Below are 15,322 nucleotides of genomic sequence, written 5' to 3'. Positions count from 1 at the left end.
CGCGACCACCGCAAGCTCGGCTGAGCTGGGCCGCCGCCGAGTGCACCCGCCCTGGGCACCTGCTGCGCCGAAGGGCTTGTCCGGTAGCGGCTGCGGTAGCGGGGCGGGCACGGAGCGCGATCTCATCTGCGAGGCGCGTGCCCGCGAGAGGGGAACCGTGTTCCGATCACGAGCACTGCTCGCCGTGTTGACCGTGACCGCCCTGGTGGTCACCGCCGCGCCCGTAGCCGCAGACCCGGTGTCGTCCGCCGCCGATCCCGTGGCGGTCATCCGGACGCCGACTCCGAACCTCCTCATCGCGAACGGCACGACGGTGATGGTGACCGGCACGTCGTCGACGGAGCCGGGAGTGCGGGTGGAGGTGTCCACCGACGGCGGTATCGGCTGGACGAGCGCCTCGGGGACCCCGAGTGGGTGGTTCCACGACTTCACGCCCACGACCGCGGGCTCCCACACGGTGCTGGCCCGCGCGGTCGTCGGCGACACCGCCGGGCCGGCGGCCTCGGTGGTCGTGCAGATGGGCGGGCCGACGCTGCCCCCGCCCTCGGTGACCTGCGAGTGCGTGTTCGACATGGTCGACAAGCCGCTCGCCGCCCACACCGACGACCAGCCGGTCGAGCTGGGATTGAGCACCATGGTCGACCGCGACGGCTACCTCACCGGCGCGATGATTCGGCGCGGTACCTACACCGGCGAACTCATCATGCGCGTCTACAACCCGACCGGAACCCGGATCACGCAGGTCACGGCACCGGCGGGCACGGGCGTGCAGCAGGTGCGCCTCACCACGCCCCTGCCGGTGCTGCGCTGGCAGGGGCTCATGATCACCTACTACACCCCGGCCGGTGGCTACGCGGCGTCCCCGGACTACTTCACCGGATTGCTGGCCCGGTCGCCGTTCCGGACGAGCGGCAGCTACTACCGCTACGGTGCCGACGGTGGCTACCCGACGCAGACCTACCGGGGCACGAACTACTGGATCATGCCCACCTTCAGCCTCACTCCCTGACCCGTGGCCGGACTCGGCATGCGAGATGGCCGGTCGCCGCACAGGTCCTGGGGGTGCAGAGAAGGTGTTCCACCAGGGTGCCGGTGACAGGCTGCTGCCCGGCGCCGAGGGCCTCGACAGGTGCAACCTGCACACCGCGCATGCGGAGTACACCCGCAGCCTGCGTCTCGGGGAGGACACCGACTTGCCGGAGTGGCCCAATGGCCTGCGGGCTGTCGACGGAATCCGCTGAGCAGCGGATTGGACGGTGGGAACTGATGCCGTTCCCGCGTTACCGCTGATCGTTCCCCGCCTGGATGCCGGCCTGTGAACGGTCAGCGGCCGCGTCCGGATTGCGGTTGGTGGTGTTGTCGAGGTCGTCGAGTTGTTGTTGGACGTGGTCGGCGTCGGTGTCGCGGCCTTGATCCCGATACAGCTCCAGCGCCTCCCGCCAGACCGCGCGAGCCGGGTCTGTCAAACGAGTGGCTCTGGCGCACTTTCGTTGGTGACGTTGAGTAGCTGGTTGGGTCGTGATCCCGTGATGGATGCCGATCCCCTTGCGGGGGCGGTACTCCGGACCGGCGGTTCCGGTTGTTGGGTGCGTGGCAGAGGGCGGTGGTCGCGGTCCGCAGCCGGGTTGCGGCCGTGCCGTCCGGCGCCCGGCGCTGCGGTGACGAAGGCGTCGACAACCCGAAAGCACCTTCCCGGCAAGGGGATCGATCTTCACCGCAAGGTCACGGCCGTGACTGGCTACTCACCGTCACCACCGAAAGTGTGCCAGAGCCGATCTTGAAACAGTCCCCCGCTGTCGGGCCTTGAGTGAATGCCTAGCGCGGTAGCCGCGCACGTTCGCGCACGTCCAGAAGATCTCGTCGAGCAGACTGCCCAACACCGAGGTGTTGTCGCGGACCTGCGGCTCCATTCATCCTCCAGAGGGTGCGGATCGTGGACACACTGTCGGGCCCTCGCGCTCCTGTACCGCGCGGTCTGCACGGATCGCCTACGGCCGCAGGTGCCGGTCAGTCCGATACCGGCCGGTAGATGCCGCGATGGACTCGTTCCAGGTCGTCGTAGGTGGCGTGGTCGGTGGCGTTGTGGCACAGGTGCGAGGTGACCATGGTGCGGAGGGTGCCCTCGGCGTAGCCGGTGCCCCGGCGGGCCATCTCGGCGACGACCTCGGCCAGCGTGAAGGTCGACGCGCCGGACCGGGTCAACACGGCTTGGACCGTCGAGGATCTCCCTGCGCGCCTTCTCCCTCACGCCATGGGAACCCGGTCGGGTCGGTGGCGTGTCGGTACCGGTGACCGTCGCAGCCGCGCGCCGCGCCGCCTGCACCGGAGGCAGCGGCCGCTCTACCTCGGGACCACCTGCGGGCAGGGCCGCAGTCTGCGGGGTGGCGAGCGGGTCGACGTGGTAGATGGCCAGGCGCAGGGTGTCGTTGACGGGGATGACCGCGAGGCGGGGCGCCGTGGCGCGGTGCCGGGCCAGGCAGGCAGGCAGGCACCGATGTGTCCAGGGCCGTGGCGGGCAGTCCGGCGACGGGGGCAGGGACGAGCATGACCGCGTCGGTGTCCAGGTCGACTCCGTAGCGCCGCGCGGCACCGGCTATGTACCTGCGCAGACGGTTGCTCTCGACGTAGACGAGGGCCCGGTCGACCTCGCCGGGGATAGGCGGCCAGTCGATAGAAGTCCTCAGGACTTCGCCCAAGATCATCGTCCACGCCGCGTTCACCTCGTTCGGCTCCCGCGGGAACTTCAACTCGATCAACGCCACCGGCACGAGCCGCCCGACCACCAGATCGACCCGCGAACCCTTCAACGCCGGGTGCGGCGCCTCCATCCGCAACACCGTCGCGTCCACACCGGCTGCCACCAGGGCCCGCGCGGCGGCGAACCGCACCACGTCCTCGGTGAGCAGCCCGCCGAGCCCACGCTCCAGATAACCTCGCAGTTCGGCGGCCACCGATGTCCCATACCGCCTGAACCCGCCTTGCCGTGATCGGGCCTGTCCGGCACCGCGTCGTCCGACATCGGTCAGAAGTGCGTTCACGTGAAAACCTACGTCGACACCAACGTCGCCATGGGCCGGGACAGCGCTCTCGGCTTCATCGGAACCCTGTCGGCACCTTCACTGCCCATTCGGCGCCACCCGTCGGACAGGGCCGGGTGACTGGTTCGGTGACCGGAAGACCGATGGCGACTACCGGACGTGGCCGGGCTGCAGCCGTGTTGACCTGCGGATTCAACGATGTCACCACGTTGTGGTCAGCCCTCGTCGACGACTGTGGTCTCGACAGCGCCACTCAATGATGGGGGATGACATGGCGATTCGCAGGGCACTGGCAGCGTCGGCGATGGCGGCGGCTTTGGTCGGGGGGATGGCCGCTCCGGCTGTCGCCGCGGAAAGCCACCTGCCCGGTGGGGTGCTCGGTCTCTTCGTCAGTCCGCTGCACACCACCGGCTACATCCAGGTCAGCTTCACGCGCACCCACCCGGGCAACGTCACCGACGGGGTCAACGTGGGCTGGTACAACGATCGGACCCAGAAGACCAACACCGGGCCGGGGTTCGTGAAGGCAGCGGTCGGCTACACCGTGACCCACACCTGGCCGACCTGGATCGGGCCGGGCTGCACGTACCCGGTGCTCGACGTCGACACCAACGGCGACAACATCGGCGACTACCAGATCAACAAGTTCAACACGCAGGGGATCCGCGCCGAGTGCCGGTGATCGTCGAGGGGGAACCCGGACCGGTCTGAGCGGTGGCCGCGAAGGCGCTCCTTGCCGGACGTGGGGAGACCGCGGTGACGTGGTCTCCCCACCCGGATCCCAGCCCTTCCGGGCTACCGGTGCAGGACACCGTGCACCACTCCGGCGTCCCGGCGATGCGGGATCAGCCGGCAACGGTGTCGGTGCGGCGGCCACCGGCCCGTTGGCTGGACGAGCACGCCGAACCGACCGCGGTGAGGCACCGCGATGATCTTCACTTCCACCAGGGAGGTTCAAGGCCACCGACTGGAACGACCGGACTGCAGGGGGACGGACGAGTGGACGCGAAGCCACCGGTGCACCGCGTCGGGTCCACCACCACGGCCACCACGCGAGCGAGCCCTCACGTGCACGGGGCCCACCTCGAACCCGACGCACGACCTGGCACCCGGGGGGCGTGCCAGGCCGTTGCGGTCGCGCTGCTCGACGCTGCGCGGTACCGCCGCGACAACCCCACCGCGAACTCGAACGCGCACTGCCGCCGGCCGACCAGGTCTGCCGGCCGCGCCGGGACCGTTCGCCGAAGACCCCGGACGCCGCGCGGATCAGCGACCGGTGGCGTCCGGGGTGCGGTCTCGCGACGGCGGCGGGGAAGACGCGCGGTCGACACCGCTCAGTCGCCGGGCCACCTCGGCGGCTTCCGCGTGCCGTTCCTGGGACTGGAACAGGGACAGCGCCGTGTTCCACGCTTCGCGGGCCTGCCCGTCCTGGCCGAGGTCGGCGTGAACCTCGCCGAGCTCGGCCAGGACGGGAGCCTCGTAGCGGGAGTGGCCGAGGTCGGCGAGCAGCGCCGCCGCGGCGCGGTAGTGGCCGACCGCCTTCGCGGGGTTGCCCCGTTTGCGTTCGACGGCACCGAGGCTGTCGTGCACCTCGGCCCGGCCGACATCGGAGCCGAGTTCCTCCAGCAGGCGCAGCGCCCTGGTGCACTGCTCGTGGGCTTCGTCGTACTCGCCGAGCACGACGTGCACCCAGCCGATCTGGTTGACCGCCTTGGCCTCCTGGAGCCGGTCGCCGGCGCGCCTGGCCAGGTCGAGGGTGCGGTGGGCGTGCTCCAGCGACCGGCGGTTGTCGCCGAGCTCGGACCAGGTGCGGGCGAGGATCTGGTGGAGGTGGTTCTGAAGGGGCAGGTCATCGGTCCGCTCGGCGACGGCGAGGCCCGCCAGCAGGTGGTCGCGCGACTCCCTCAGCCGACCCAGGTTGATCAGGATCTGGCCGAGGTTGCGGTGAGCCCGGGCGGTGGCCGTCTCGTCACCGGCGCGCTCGGCCGCCGCCAGGCCGTGCCGCCACGCCTCCACGTGGTCGGCGGAGAGCGCCCGGCGGTAGTGGAAGGTGTCCAGCACGGCCGCGAGCTGCCACACCGCGGCGTGCCGTTCCTCTCGCACGGCGAGCTGCTGACAGGCGACGATGTTGTCGTGCTCGGCGGCCAGCCACTCCCAGGCCCGCTCCGGGTCCGCCGTCCGGTACGGGTCCACCAGCGGCGGGTCGACCTCGACGGGCGGGCGTTCGGGATCGATCAGCCGGTCGGCGTGGTGGGCGCTGTGGAGGTGGAAGCTGGTCAGCCGGGCCAGGGCCGCTTCGCGGTCGGCGCCCGCGTGTTCCGCGGCGTAGAGCCGGACCAGGTCGTGCATCCGGTAACGGCCGGCGGAAGTCGCGGTGATCAGGTGGGCTGCCTCCAGCTCGCGCAACGGTCGGCGGGCCGCCCCGCCGAGCACCGCCTCGGCGGCGGGCAGGGTGGTATCGGGTCCGGGGGCCGAGCCGAGCAGGGCGAACAGGGTCGCCGCCCGCGGGCTCAGCGCCTCGTAGGACGAGGAGAACACGGCGCGCAGGGTCAGGTCGTCGCCGGTGTCCAGGGCATCCAGGCGCTCGGCGTGCTCGCGCAGCTCCTCGGCGAGCACGGCCAGGGGCAGCTCCGGGTGGGCCGAGGCGCGAGCGGCGATGATGCCCAGCGCCAAGGGCAAGCCGCCGCACCACGTGATGATGTCCGCGACGGCCTCCGGTTCCGCGTCGGACCGTTCCGCGCCAATGTGCTCGACCAGCAGCGCACGGGACTCCGCCGTGTCCAGCACGCCCAGCGCGAACCGGTGCGCGCCGTGCCTGGCGACCAGCCCGCCGAGCTGGTTGCGGCTGGTGACGATGACGGTGCAACCGGGGCCGGGCAGCAGCGGCACGACCTGCTCGCTGTCGCGGGCGTTGTCCAGCACCACCAGCAAACGGCGACCACCGGTCAGGGCGCGGTACAGCTCCGCGCGCGCCTCGGGATCGTCCGGGACGACTGTCGGGTCGACGCCGAGCGCGTACAGGAAGTGCCGGACGACGGTGGTGTGGTGCACGGGGGCCCCGATCGGGGCGAACCCCTGGAGGTCCGCGTACAACTGCCCCTCGGGGAATCGGTCCAGCCTCTCGTAGGCCCAGTGCAGCGCCAACCACGTCTTGCCGACGCCGCCGACGCCGCCGAGCGCGGAGATCACCGTCGTGCCGGAGCCGTCCAACGCGGCCAGCGCCCCGGTCCGCCCGCTGAACCGGCGCGGTCGCGCCGGGAGTTGGCGCGGCACGACCCGCGCGTCGCCGACCGGGGTGCGAGCGGCGGCCCGCTCGGTCTCCACCAGGGATCGCAGGCGACGCAGCCACGGGCTGTCCAGCCCTTCGAACGGCGTGCCGCGCCACAGCGCCAAGGCCCGGTCGGGTTTCCCCTCGGCCAGCAGCGCGCGGAACCGGTGCAGGTCGACGGCGGCCCCAGGCACGTGGGCCAGGTAGCCGCCGGGTGTGCGCTCGATGCGCACCGGCAACGCGGCGCGCAGCCGCGACAGGTAGGTGCGCAGCGTCGCATGGGCCCGGTGCGGTGGCCGGTCGCCCCACACCCGCTCGACCAGCTCGGCCGTCGGCAGCGGCCTGCCCGGGTCGGCCAGCAGGGCGACGAGGACGACCTGCTGCCGGCTGGGTCCCAGGGCCACGTCCTGCCCGTCGACCACGGCCCGCACCGGCCCGAGCACCGAGAACTCCACCCCGTCATGATGCCTGGCGCGTGCCGGCGCGAACCGCTGTACCGGCCGGAAGGGGATCGAGGGGGATGCGGGTGGCGATGCGATTCAGGCTGTTGGGGGACATCGGCGCGGAGGTGGACGGCCATCCGGTCGACCCCGGACCGATGAGGCGACGCGCCGTGCTGGCGGTGCTGCTGGTCGACCCGGACCGGCCGGTGCCGCCCGACGAGCTGGCCGAGCGGGTGTGGGGTCCGGACCGACCGCGCCGCGCGATCGACACGCTGCGCAGCTACGTGTCGCGGCTGCGCGCCGCGCTGCCGGTGAACGTGGATCGCACACCCGCCGGTTACCGGCTGCGCGTTCCCCGCACGGCCGTCGACCTGCACGTGTTCCGCGACCTGCTGAACCGGGCGCGGGACGCGGACCAGGCAGGGGCGGAGGTGCTGCGCGCCCGGGCTTTCACCTTGTGGCGCGGCGAGCCGTTCACCGGCGCGGCGTCACCGTGGTTGGACCAGGTACGCCGGGTCCTGCACGCGGAGCTGCACGCGGCCCGCCTGGACCACCACGACGCGCTGCTGCGGTCGGGGCGCCACGCCGCGCTGCTGCCCGACCTCCTCGCCCTGGCCACCGAGCACCCGCTGGACGAGAGGCTGGCCGCGCAACTGGTGCTGGCCCTGCACCGCAGCGGCCGGCAGGCGGACGCGGCGGATCACTACGACCTCATCCGGCGGCGGCTGGCGGACGAGCTGGGCGTCGTGCCCGGCGTGGAGCTGCGCGAGGTCCGGCAGCGGCTGGTGCACGCGCCGACGGCGTCGCGTGCGCCCCGGAGGCTGCCGCCCGCGCCCGAGGCGTTCGTCGGCCGCGCCGCCGAGCTGGAAGCGCTCGACCGGACCGTCCGGCGGACCGGCCAGGCGGTCGTCACCGGGCCGGGCGGGGTGGGCAAGACCTGGCTCGCGCTGCGGTGGGCACACCGTGCGCAGTTCCCAGACGGGCTGGTCTACCTGGATCTGCGGGGCTTCGACCCGCACCAGGAGCCGCTGAGCACCTCCCGAGCCGTGGACTCCCTGCTGGACGGCCTGGGCGTGGGACCGCCCCCGAGCGGGCTCGACGTCCGCCTGGCGCTCTACCGGGCGACCGTGGCCGACCGCCGGATGCTGGTGATCCTGGACGGCGCACGCGACTCCGCCCAGGTAGCGCCCTTGCTGCCCGGCGGCTCGACGTGCGCGGTGCTCGTCACCAGCCGCAACCGCCTGACGAGCCTGACCGCCACGCACGGTGCGCCGGTGCTCGACCTGGGTCCGCTCGACCCGGCGGAATCCCGAGCCCTGCTGGCGCGGCGGCTCCCACCGACCCGGTTGACCGGCCCGGTGGACGAACTGATCCGGCACTGCGCGGGCCTGCCACTGGCGCTGGGCATCGTCGCCGCCCGGGCGGAGGAGCACCCGGTGGAGGAGTTGGTCGAGGAGCTGCGCGCCGCGCCGCTGGACGCGCTGGACCTCGGCGAGCGCGCCGCAGATCTGCGCACGGTGCTGGCCGGTACCTGCGGCGCGCTGAGTCCGGACGACCGCGAGGCGCTCACCGCGTTGGCGGCGCTGCCCGGCAACGACGTGACGGCGGACGAGGTGGCCGGTCTCACCGGCACGACCACGGCGGTCGCCCGGAAGTTGCTGCGCCGCCTCGGCAACACCCACCTGGTCCGGCCCAGCACCCCGGACCGCTACCGCATCGACCACTTCGTCCGCCTGCACGTGCGGGAACACGCGCCGGCCAGGTGACCGGACCGGCCGGGCGAAGTCGCAGGCCACCGGCTCGAACGGCGGCGCGCTCACCTTCTGGGCGGTCGACGACCCGGCGCAGCCGCGCCGCCTGAGCTTTCCGTCGAAGTACAGCGGCTGCTTCAGCGACGTCACCATCAGCCCGAACGGACAGGTGGCGGCCGCGACCACGGGACAAGCGGCCGGGAGGACCGCCGCGGTGGTCCTCCGGGACATCCGCGCCCAGCCGCGCCGGTCGGGATCGGCCGCCCTGCCATCGGGGACAAGAGGGGGTCACCTCACCGGCCTACCAGTTCTCTGTGGCGGCCGTGTCGTGGACCTCGGCGAACTGGGGGAGGGGTTCGACCGGCGCGGCATCACGGCACGCCACGACACGCGCGCCCGATCGACCTTCTACCGGGTCGCGGACTTCGGGCTCCGCGCCCACCTGCCCGTCCTCAACGCCGCCATCGGCTCCGCCCAACTACACGGCTTCGACCGGCTCGCCGACCTGGACCAGGCGAGGCTGGTCGACCTCGACATCGGGCACAGCGTGCCCTTCCACCGGGTGGTGCGTGTGCCCGACCACGACCGGGTGTTCCACCGGCTGCGCGAGCAGGGGATCGGCGTGGGCGTGCACTACCCGCCCGACCACTTCCAACCCACCTTCACCGCCTGGCACCGCGACCTGCCCGTCAGCGAGGCCACGGCCACCGAACTGCTCAGCCCGCCCTTCCACCCCGCCCTGCGCCCCGACGACACCACCACCGTCTGCCTGGGCAACCACTGCCGCCCGCCGCGGCGGCACCGCGATAGAGGTCCGCTCGGCCGGCGTCCGCGACAAGTGGACGGGCCATCCCGCCATGACCGCCGCCGCACACCTGGGCGATGAACGCGGTGAGAGCATCCTGAGCGGAGTGGGGGTGCGCGGGTCACGTACGCGGAACACCCCCCGCTCGCGCGGAGGAGCAAAAGCCTGCGACCGCATCGGTGATCGGGCAGAGTAGGGCCGTGGTCGCACCACCGGGAGCGGGGTGCGGACCCGCAGTGGCCCGTCGCCGCACACCGGGAGGTTCGGACCGTGCCGTTGGTGGCTGACGTCGTCCGGTGGTGCTACGGGATCTGGCCGTCCTACGGCGCGGCGATCGTGCTCGCCTCGCTGGTGATCAGCATCGTGTTCGCGCCGCTGCTCCTGTTCGAAGCACGGTTGGCGTCGAAGAAGATCGCCTTCTACCGCACGCTCGACACGAGCAGTGGCGTACACGTGGACGAGGTGTTCCTGCACCGAGCGCTCCTCAGGGGGCCGCTCCTGGCGCTGATGGCCTTCAGGCGGATCACCATGGTGGCGGTCGCCGTCGTGGTCGCGATCACGCTGATCGGGATGACCCGGGTGGACGTCGCCGGCGGCGGTGGTCCCCGCTTCGTCGACCGGGGGTCGGCCTTGTGGCTGGATCTGACGCGGAGCCGGGGAGAGATGGACTTCGGGTGGGTCGACCTGGGCGAGAGCGCGTTCACGGTGATGACCGGTGAGGGGTTCCCGGCTGTTGTCGGCTACCTGGTGATCCCTCTGGTGTTCACGACTTCATACGCCCTGAAGGGCAACAAGCCGCCAAGCGGGTGGAAGATGTACGTCTTCGGCGCGCTGCTGATGTCGTTGGTCGTTCCCGGGGCGCTCGTGCTCTACCTCCTCACCGTGCTGGTGTTCAACTTCGTGCTGCTCAGATCGGTGGTCGTGGCGGATCACCGGCGGCAGCCCGGGTGATCGACACCCGGGCCGGACGCCTTCGGTCGGGTGGCCATCGGTACAGGCCGCGGCCGTGCGCGTCGCATGTCATGGGCCGGTGAGCAGGCCGAGCTTGCGGTCGAGTTCGCGTTCGGCCGTCGTCAGCGCCTTGTGCGCGCCTTCCGCGAAAGAGGGGAACTTGACCCGCTCCGCGAGGAACGCCTTGCGGAACGCGAAGGCGCTGCGGTCGGGGATCGCCCGTGCGGTGGCGAGCAGGGTGCGGGCGGCGGCGTTGCGGCCCGACCGCTGTGCCGCGGCGGCCCGGACGACGAGCAGCAGCCGCCGGACGGGTGGCGGCAGGTCGTCGGGTACCTCGGCGAGCAGGTCGGCGGCGGCCTCGTGCTGGCCCACGGCGGAGAGCCTGTTCGCGGTGTGGATGATGCCGGTGGCCGCGTGCGCCGGCGCCGTGACCGCGAGGTAGTGGTCGGCGGCCTGGCGCGTCGCCGCGATCGCGCCTTCGAAGTCGTCGAGGTACTGCGCCACCGTGGAACGGTGTATGGCCAGGTCGGCGCGGGCGATCTGTTGGACGTGGTGTCCTGCGGTGCCCGGCGTCGACATCTGCCCGGGGAACGTCTCCTCCACCTCGTCGAGCACCTGCTCCGCCAGCCGCAGGAGCTCCTGGGTGAGGGTGTGGTCCACCCGTACCAGGCCGCCCCACGGCAGCGCCATGTGCACGGCCGTGGTCCCCCGCGCGGATTCGGCGCCGAGCAGCGCCATCACCCCGGCCATCCGCGGCAGGTCCGTGTATGCCCACGGTCGGATCCGCACGGTCCGACGCCGGTGGAAGTGGTCGTTCCGCCATCCGGCGAGCAGCATCTTCCGCTTCCGCGCAGCAGCGCGCACCAGCACCAGCACGTCGGCACCCTGACGGGTGAAGCCGTCGCCGCTCCACCCCGAGCCGATCGCCTGGACGAGGCCGGTCGCCAACGCGGCGAACGCCGACAGCAGCGGTCCTCGAGCCGGGTGGAACACCCCCGTGACGAGGAACGGCAGGACCGAGCAGCCGAAGGCGACCTGCGGCAGTCCGATGAGGGTCCGCCTGGCCCGCACCACCAGCCAGGACAGCCGCCACCGGTCGAAGCGCGGACTGATGACGGCGTGGAGCAGCATCACGCCGGCCCCGGCCGTGACCACGTACCACTGGGCGTCGGCGACGTGCGCCACCCACCACTGTGAGACCAGTTCACCGCCCGGACCGGCGGCGATCGCCAACAGCACGAGGAACAGGCCGACATCGCTCGTCCGAGCGGCTCGGCGGTGGCTGATCAGCAGGGGACGTCGACCCCGGTCGGCGGCCAACAGCATCAACCACATCACCAGGGCACCCGCGATCCGCGCCTGCGGCGGCACCTCCGCTCCCGGCACGAGGAGCACGAGCACCAGGGGTACGACGCACACCAGCCTCGCCGCGAGCCCCCACAGCACGTCGACCGCGGTCGGCCTCATCAACCACCGCGCGGCGTGATCCGTCAGCTCGCCGCCGACGTCGGGCGGCCCCTCCGGTGCGAGCCGGATGTTGCGCAGCGCCGCACCGAGCAGCAGCGGCGTGACGAACCAGGTGATCACCGGTGACGCGTGATCGCCGGTGGCGGCCACCACCAAAGCGACGAACCCCGTGGTGGCCAGACCCGCCAGTCCGGCGACCAGGCCGGATGCCACCACGAGCAGCACGTGGTCCTGGGCCTGCGCGAGGTCGGTGAACCGGCGCATGCCGAACAGCAGGGCGAGCGCGACCACCAGGTCGAGGACGTAGAGCTTCCGCCCACGTTCGCCCGGGCCGAACACCTCCCGCAACCGGGACAGCACCAGCACCGCGCTCGCGACGGCCAGCACCGCGTACGCGATCGCCGACGGGTCTGGGACAGTGCTCGCGACCCCCACCCGGACTCCTTCGCGTCGCGCGACCGGACACCTCATTGTGGCGGTAGCGGCGAGCGGGAATGATGGTTTCGTGCGTGACGGTGCGACGACCCTGGCCCACGGCCTGGCGCAGCACGCAGGTCTGCTGCCGTTCGACCCGCGTGTGATCACGACGGCGGCGTGGTTCATCGCGTTCGCGGCGGTGGCCGGTGTCGGATTGCGGCAGCGGCACCGGACGCCAACACCCGGTAGGCCGTTGGGGTTGCCGGACCGGCTGGTGCACGCTGTCTGGCGGGTGCAGGTGTGGGTCCCGATGGGCATCGGTGCCGGCGTCGCCTCGGTCGGCAGTCCGGTCAACCCGGTGCTGACCGTGGCGGTGGGCGGGCTCGCGTCGGTCGTGTGCGTGGTGAGCGGATTCCGCTACCGGAAGGCGAGCCGTCACGAGCGGCGCCGGCACGTGGTGCTGGAAGTGGTGGTGAACCTGAGCATGCTCGTCGGATCGGCACGCCTCGGCGCCGACCTGCTGCCGAGCGGGGCGCTGGACGTCCTGCTCACCTCGGGTTCGGTGGTGCTGATGCAGGTCATGTCCACCACGCTGCTGCGCCGGCCGGTCCCGTGGGCCTGGTGGGTGGCCCACCCGGTCAGCGTCCTGGCCAACGGCACGGCCCTGACCTACGCGTTCCTGGTCCAGCCGTCGACGGGCGGCGCGTGGACGTCGATCGCGGTCTCGCTGACGGCCCTGGTGACGATCGCCGTGCACCTCGGGTCGGACGACTGGGTGCTGTGGTGGTCGAGGGTCGAGTCGGCGCGGCACTTCCGGAAGGACGATCCCCGCCACGCCGAGGCGTGGCTTTGTGACGAGGTGCGGGAGCCGACCGGGATGGCCCTGCCGCACACCATGGCCGAGTTGGCCGTCTACGACCTGCGCGGGAACTTCCGACAGGACCAGTGGCCGCCGACCGCGCACGCCATCGCCGCCGGCAAGGACTGGTTGACCGCCGCGGAGCACCTGATCGGCATCGCACAGCCGCACGTCGCCTCGGTCCAGGTCGTCCGAGCGCGGGCCTGCTGCGCGTTCGCCCGCGGACAGGTGCTGGAAGCCGCGGCGGACTGGGAGGCCGCCGTCGCCGCGTACCACGCCGCCGCGACCGGGTACGAGGAGGTCGGGGAACCCGACATCGCGGCCCGGGCGCGGCTGTTGCGCGCCCGGCTGCTGGCCGAGCGGTTGGACCGCGGCGCCGAGGCCGCCGCCGAACACGCGGCGATCGCCGCCGACACCGGACTGGCGGCACCCGTCCGCCGCTGGGCGGGTGCGAACATCGGCGGCCAGGACCACTCCGTCACCGGACCGCCGAGCGGTTCGGGTGAGGACGCCCCACCGTGGCTCCCCCTCGTCACCGCCGCTCCGCCGGGGGCGCCGGCCGAGGAGCACGAGATCTCCCGCACCCGCTACCCGGACACCGGCCCGGCGCAACGGATGATCGGCCGCGGCACCAGGCTGTTCCGCCGAGGACGGCACGCGGAGGGCGCTCGAGAGCTGCACGCGGCCGCAGCCCTGCTGGAGAGCAACTCCCAGCAACTCACCGCGATGGGGGTGCTCGCCGAACTGGCCAGGCTGCAGACCCCGATCGACCCGCGCGCGGCGTTCAAGACCCTGGACGAGGCGCTCCGGTTGCAGGAACGCTTCCACGACGAGGTTTTCGACGAGACACTGCGCCTGCAGGTCAACGGCTGGTTCGAGACCCTGCACTCCCACCAGATCGGCCTGCTCACCGCGGCGGCGGCCGCGACCGGCCGACCACGGGCCTCCGTCGCCGCGTTCGACCTGGCGGAGCGGTCGCGGTCGCGACTGCTGCTGGAGCAGCTCGGCACCACCCACCTGCGGGCCGACCACGTGCCCGACCACCTGCTCCGGCGTGAACGCGACGCCATGACCGAGATCGACCGCTGGCGTTCGGTGACAGGACCGGTCGGTCGCCGCGTCGCCGCGCTGGCCTCCGTGCGGGCCGCCCGCACCCGGTTGAGCGCCACCTGGCGGGACATGACCACCACGGGGGTGCACGGGGCCGAGTACGTCCAGCTCCGCCGTGGCGATCCGCTCACGTTCGCCGACCTCGGCCCGCTGCTGGGACAGGCGCTGCTGGTCGAGTACCACGTCACCGAAGACGCCGTCGTGCTGCTGCTGATCGAATCCGGCACCGCTGAACCCGCCGTCGTGCGCGTGCCGATGCGCCGTGCCGCGCTCGCCTCGATCGTGGGCGACTCGTTCGACGACGTGCGCTCCGCGCGCCTGGACGACTGGCAGGCGTTGAGCCCCCTGGTCGTACCGGTGGTCCGGCACAGCAGGCCGGGACAGGTGATCTGGATCGTCCCGCACGACCACCTGCACGGCGTGCCGCTGCACGCGATCGAGGTCGACGGCGTGCCGCTGGCCGAGCGGAACCCGACCTGCTACACCCCGTCGGCCGCGGTCATGCGCTACTGCCAGGGGAAACGACGACCGACCGCGAGCAGGTCGGTCGTGCTGGCCGATTCCCGACCGGATCGGCCGTTGGCGCACTCGCGGGCGCAGAGCCGGGTGATCGCCTCGCTGCTGGGTGGTGCTGAACGGCTCGTCGGCGAGCAGGCCTCGGTCGGGGGCATGAGGTCCGCGGTGAAGGAGGACGTCTCCGTGCTCCACATCGCCTGCCACGGCGAGTTCGACGCCCAGCGGCCCGCGCGATCCCGTGTGCTGCTCGCGGACGAGGACCCCGACGGTGCGCTGACCGTCGAGCGGATCCTCGGGATGTCACTGCCCGCGGACCTGGTCACGTTGAGCGCGTGCCAGAGCGGGGTCGCGCACCGCAGGGAGGGCGACGAGTTGTTCGGCCTGCCCAGGGCGTTGATCTACGCGGGTGCGTCGGCCGTGCTGGTCAGCTTGTGGTCGGTGGACGAGGTGGCCACCGGACTGCTGATGAACTCGTTCTACCGGGCGCGGAAGGCCGGCGCGGGCAAGGCGGAGGCGCTGCGCACGGCGCAGCTCGCCGCGCGTGCGTCGACCTGCGCCGACGTGATCGACTACTGTACCGCGGTCGGTGGTGACGAGCGGGCGGTCGCGCGGAGCGTGGCGGACATCAGGTTCCGCGCGGGCGACTTCACCGCGGCGGCCGACGCGTACGACGAGCTGCTCGACTCCGCGAGCGGTG

The 15,322-nt window shown here is 72.3% G+C and carries 10 protein-coding genes and 1 pseudogene; 7 read left to right on the top strand and 4 right to left on the bottom strand.

Going from position 1 to position 15,322, the window contains the following annotated elements:
- Nucleotides 1-157: 157 nt before the first annotated feature.
- Nucleotides 158-1,009: a DUF4082 domain-containing protein gene (locus ACR807_RS36710; RefSeq protein WP_438926116.1), complete on the top strand. Its 852-nt coding sequence runs from the start codon at nucleotides 158-160 to the stop codon at nucleotides 1,007-1,009.
- A gap of 64 nt (nucleotides 1,010-1,073) precedes the next feature.
- Complete coding sequence (locus tag ACR807_RS36705; protein ID WP_438926115.1) at nucleotides 1,074-1,241, top strand: hypothetical protein; 168 nt, start codon at nucleotides 1,074-1,076, stop codon at nucleotides 1,239-1,241.
- Between the two features lie 39 nt (nucleotides 1,242-1,280).
- Here ACR807_RS36705 and ACR807_RS36700 read toward each other — a convergent pair whose 3' ends face one another.
- Together ACR807_RS36700 and ACR807_RS36695 are read right to left on the bottom strand one after the other, a co-directional pair.
- Nucleotides 1,281-1,466, bottom strand: a complete 186-nt coding sequence (locus ACR807_RS36700; RefSeq protein ID WP_438926114.1) for a hypothetical protein — start codon at nucleotides 1,464-1,466, stop codon at nucleotides 1,281-1,283.
- Nucleotides 1,467-2,007: 541 nt separating this feature from the next.
- Complete coding sequence (locus ACR807_RS36695; protein WP_438926113.1) at nucleotides 2,008-2,205, bottom strand: DUF7669 domain-containing protein; 198 nt, start codon at nucleotides 2,203-2,205, stop codon at nucleotides 2,008-2,010.
- A gap of 1,104 nt (nucleotides 2,206-3,309) precedes the next feature.
- On the opposite strand from ACR807_RS36695, the gene ACR807_RS36690 reads away from it, so the two are divergent.
- Nucleotides 3,310-3,720 carry a hypothetical protein gene (locus ACR807_RS36690; RefSeq protein ID WP_438926112.1) on the top strand — a complete coding sequence of 137 codons (411 nt, stop codon included), beginning with the start codon at nucleotides 3,310-3,312 and terminating at the stop codon, nucleotides 3,718-3,720.
- Between the two features lie 2,876 nt (nucleotides 3,721-6,596).
- Here the strand turns inward: ACR807_RS36690 and ACR807_RS36680 are convergent.
- A pseudogene (locus tag ACR807_RS36680) lies at nucleotides 6,597-6,710 on the bottom strand (hypothetical protein); the annotation flags it as partial.
- A 128-nt stretch (nucleotides 6,711-6,838) separates the two neighbouring features.
- Here ACR807_RS36680 and ACR807_RS36675 point away from each other — a divergent pair.
- From ACR807_RS36675 to ACR807_RS36665, 3 genes are all read left to right on the top strand, one after another.
- Nucleotides 6,839-8,515, top strand: a complete 1,677-nt coding sequence (locus ACR807_RS36675; RefSeq protein WP_438926111.1) for an AfsR/SARP family transcriptional regulator — start codon at nucleotides 6,839-6,841, stop codon at nucleotides 8,513-8,515.
- Between the two features lie 313 nt (nucleotides 8,516-8,828).
- A complete protein-coding gene (locus tag ACR807_RS36670; RefSeq protein ID WP_438926110.1) occupies nucleotides 8,829-9,386 on the top strand; it encodes a DegT/DnrJ/EryC1/StrS family aminotransferase in 558 nt (185 codons plus the stop codon).
- 198 nt (nucleotides 9,387-9,584) lie between these two features.
- On the top strand, nucleotides 9,585-10,256 hold the full coding sequence (locus tag ACR807_RS36665) for a hypothetical protein (RefSeq protein ID WP_438926109.1): 672 nt from the start codon (nucleotides 9,585-9,587) through the stop codon (nucleotides 10,254-10,256).
- A gap of 69 nt (nucleotides 10,257-10,325) precedes the next feature.
- Here ACR807_RS36665 and ACR807_RS36660 read toward each other — a convergent pair whose 3' ends face one another.
- Entirely contained in the window at nucleotides 10,326-12,158 is a 1,833-nt protein-coding gene (locus tag ACR807_RS36660) for a hypothetical protein (RefSeq protein ID WP_438926108.1), read from the bottom strand.
- 70 nt (nucleotides 12,159-12,228) lie between these two features.
- On the opposite strand from ACR807_RS36660, the gene ACR807_RS36655 reads away from it, so the two are divergent.
- Nucleotides 12,229-15,322, top strand: a 3,094-nt coding sequence (locus tag ACR807_RS36655) for a CHAT domain-containing protein (protein ID WP_438926107.1), incomplete at its 3' end; no start/stop codon positions are given.

The organism is Saccharothrix sabaoui (assembly GCF_051756985.1).
GTDB lineage: Bacteria > Actinomycetota > Actinomycetes > Mycobacteriales > Pseudonocardiaceae > Actinosynnema.
This window is presented reverse-complemented; position numbering and strand designations above follow the sequence as displayed.

Bases quoted from the DNA above. Each gene is read 5' to 3' on its own strand.
- ACR807_RS36690 (WP_438926112.1), top strand. From the start codon at position 3,310: ATGGCGATTCGCAGGGCACTGGCAGCGTCGGCGATGGCGGCGGCTTTG.
- ACR807_RS36675 (WP_438926111.1), top strand. From the start codon at position 6,839: ATGCGATTCAGGCTGTTGGGGGACATCGGCGCGGAGGTGGACGGCCAT.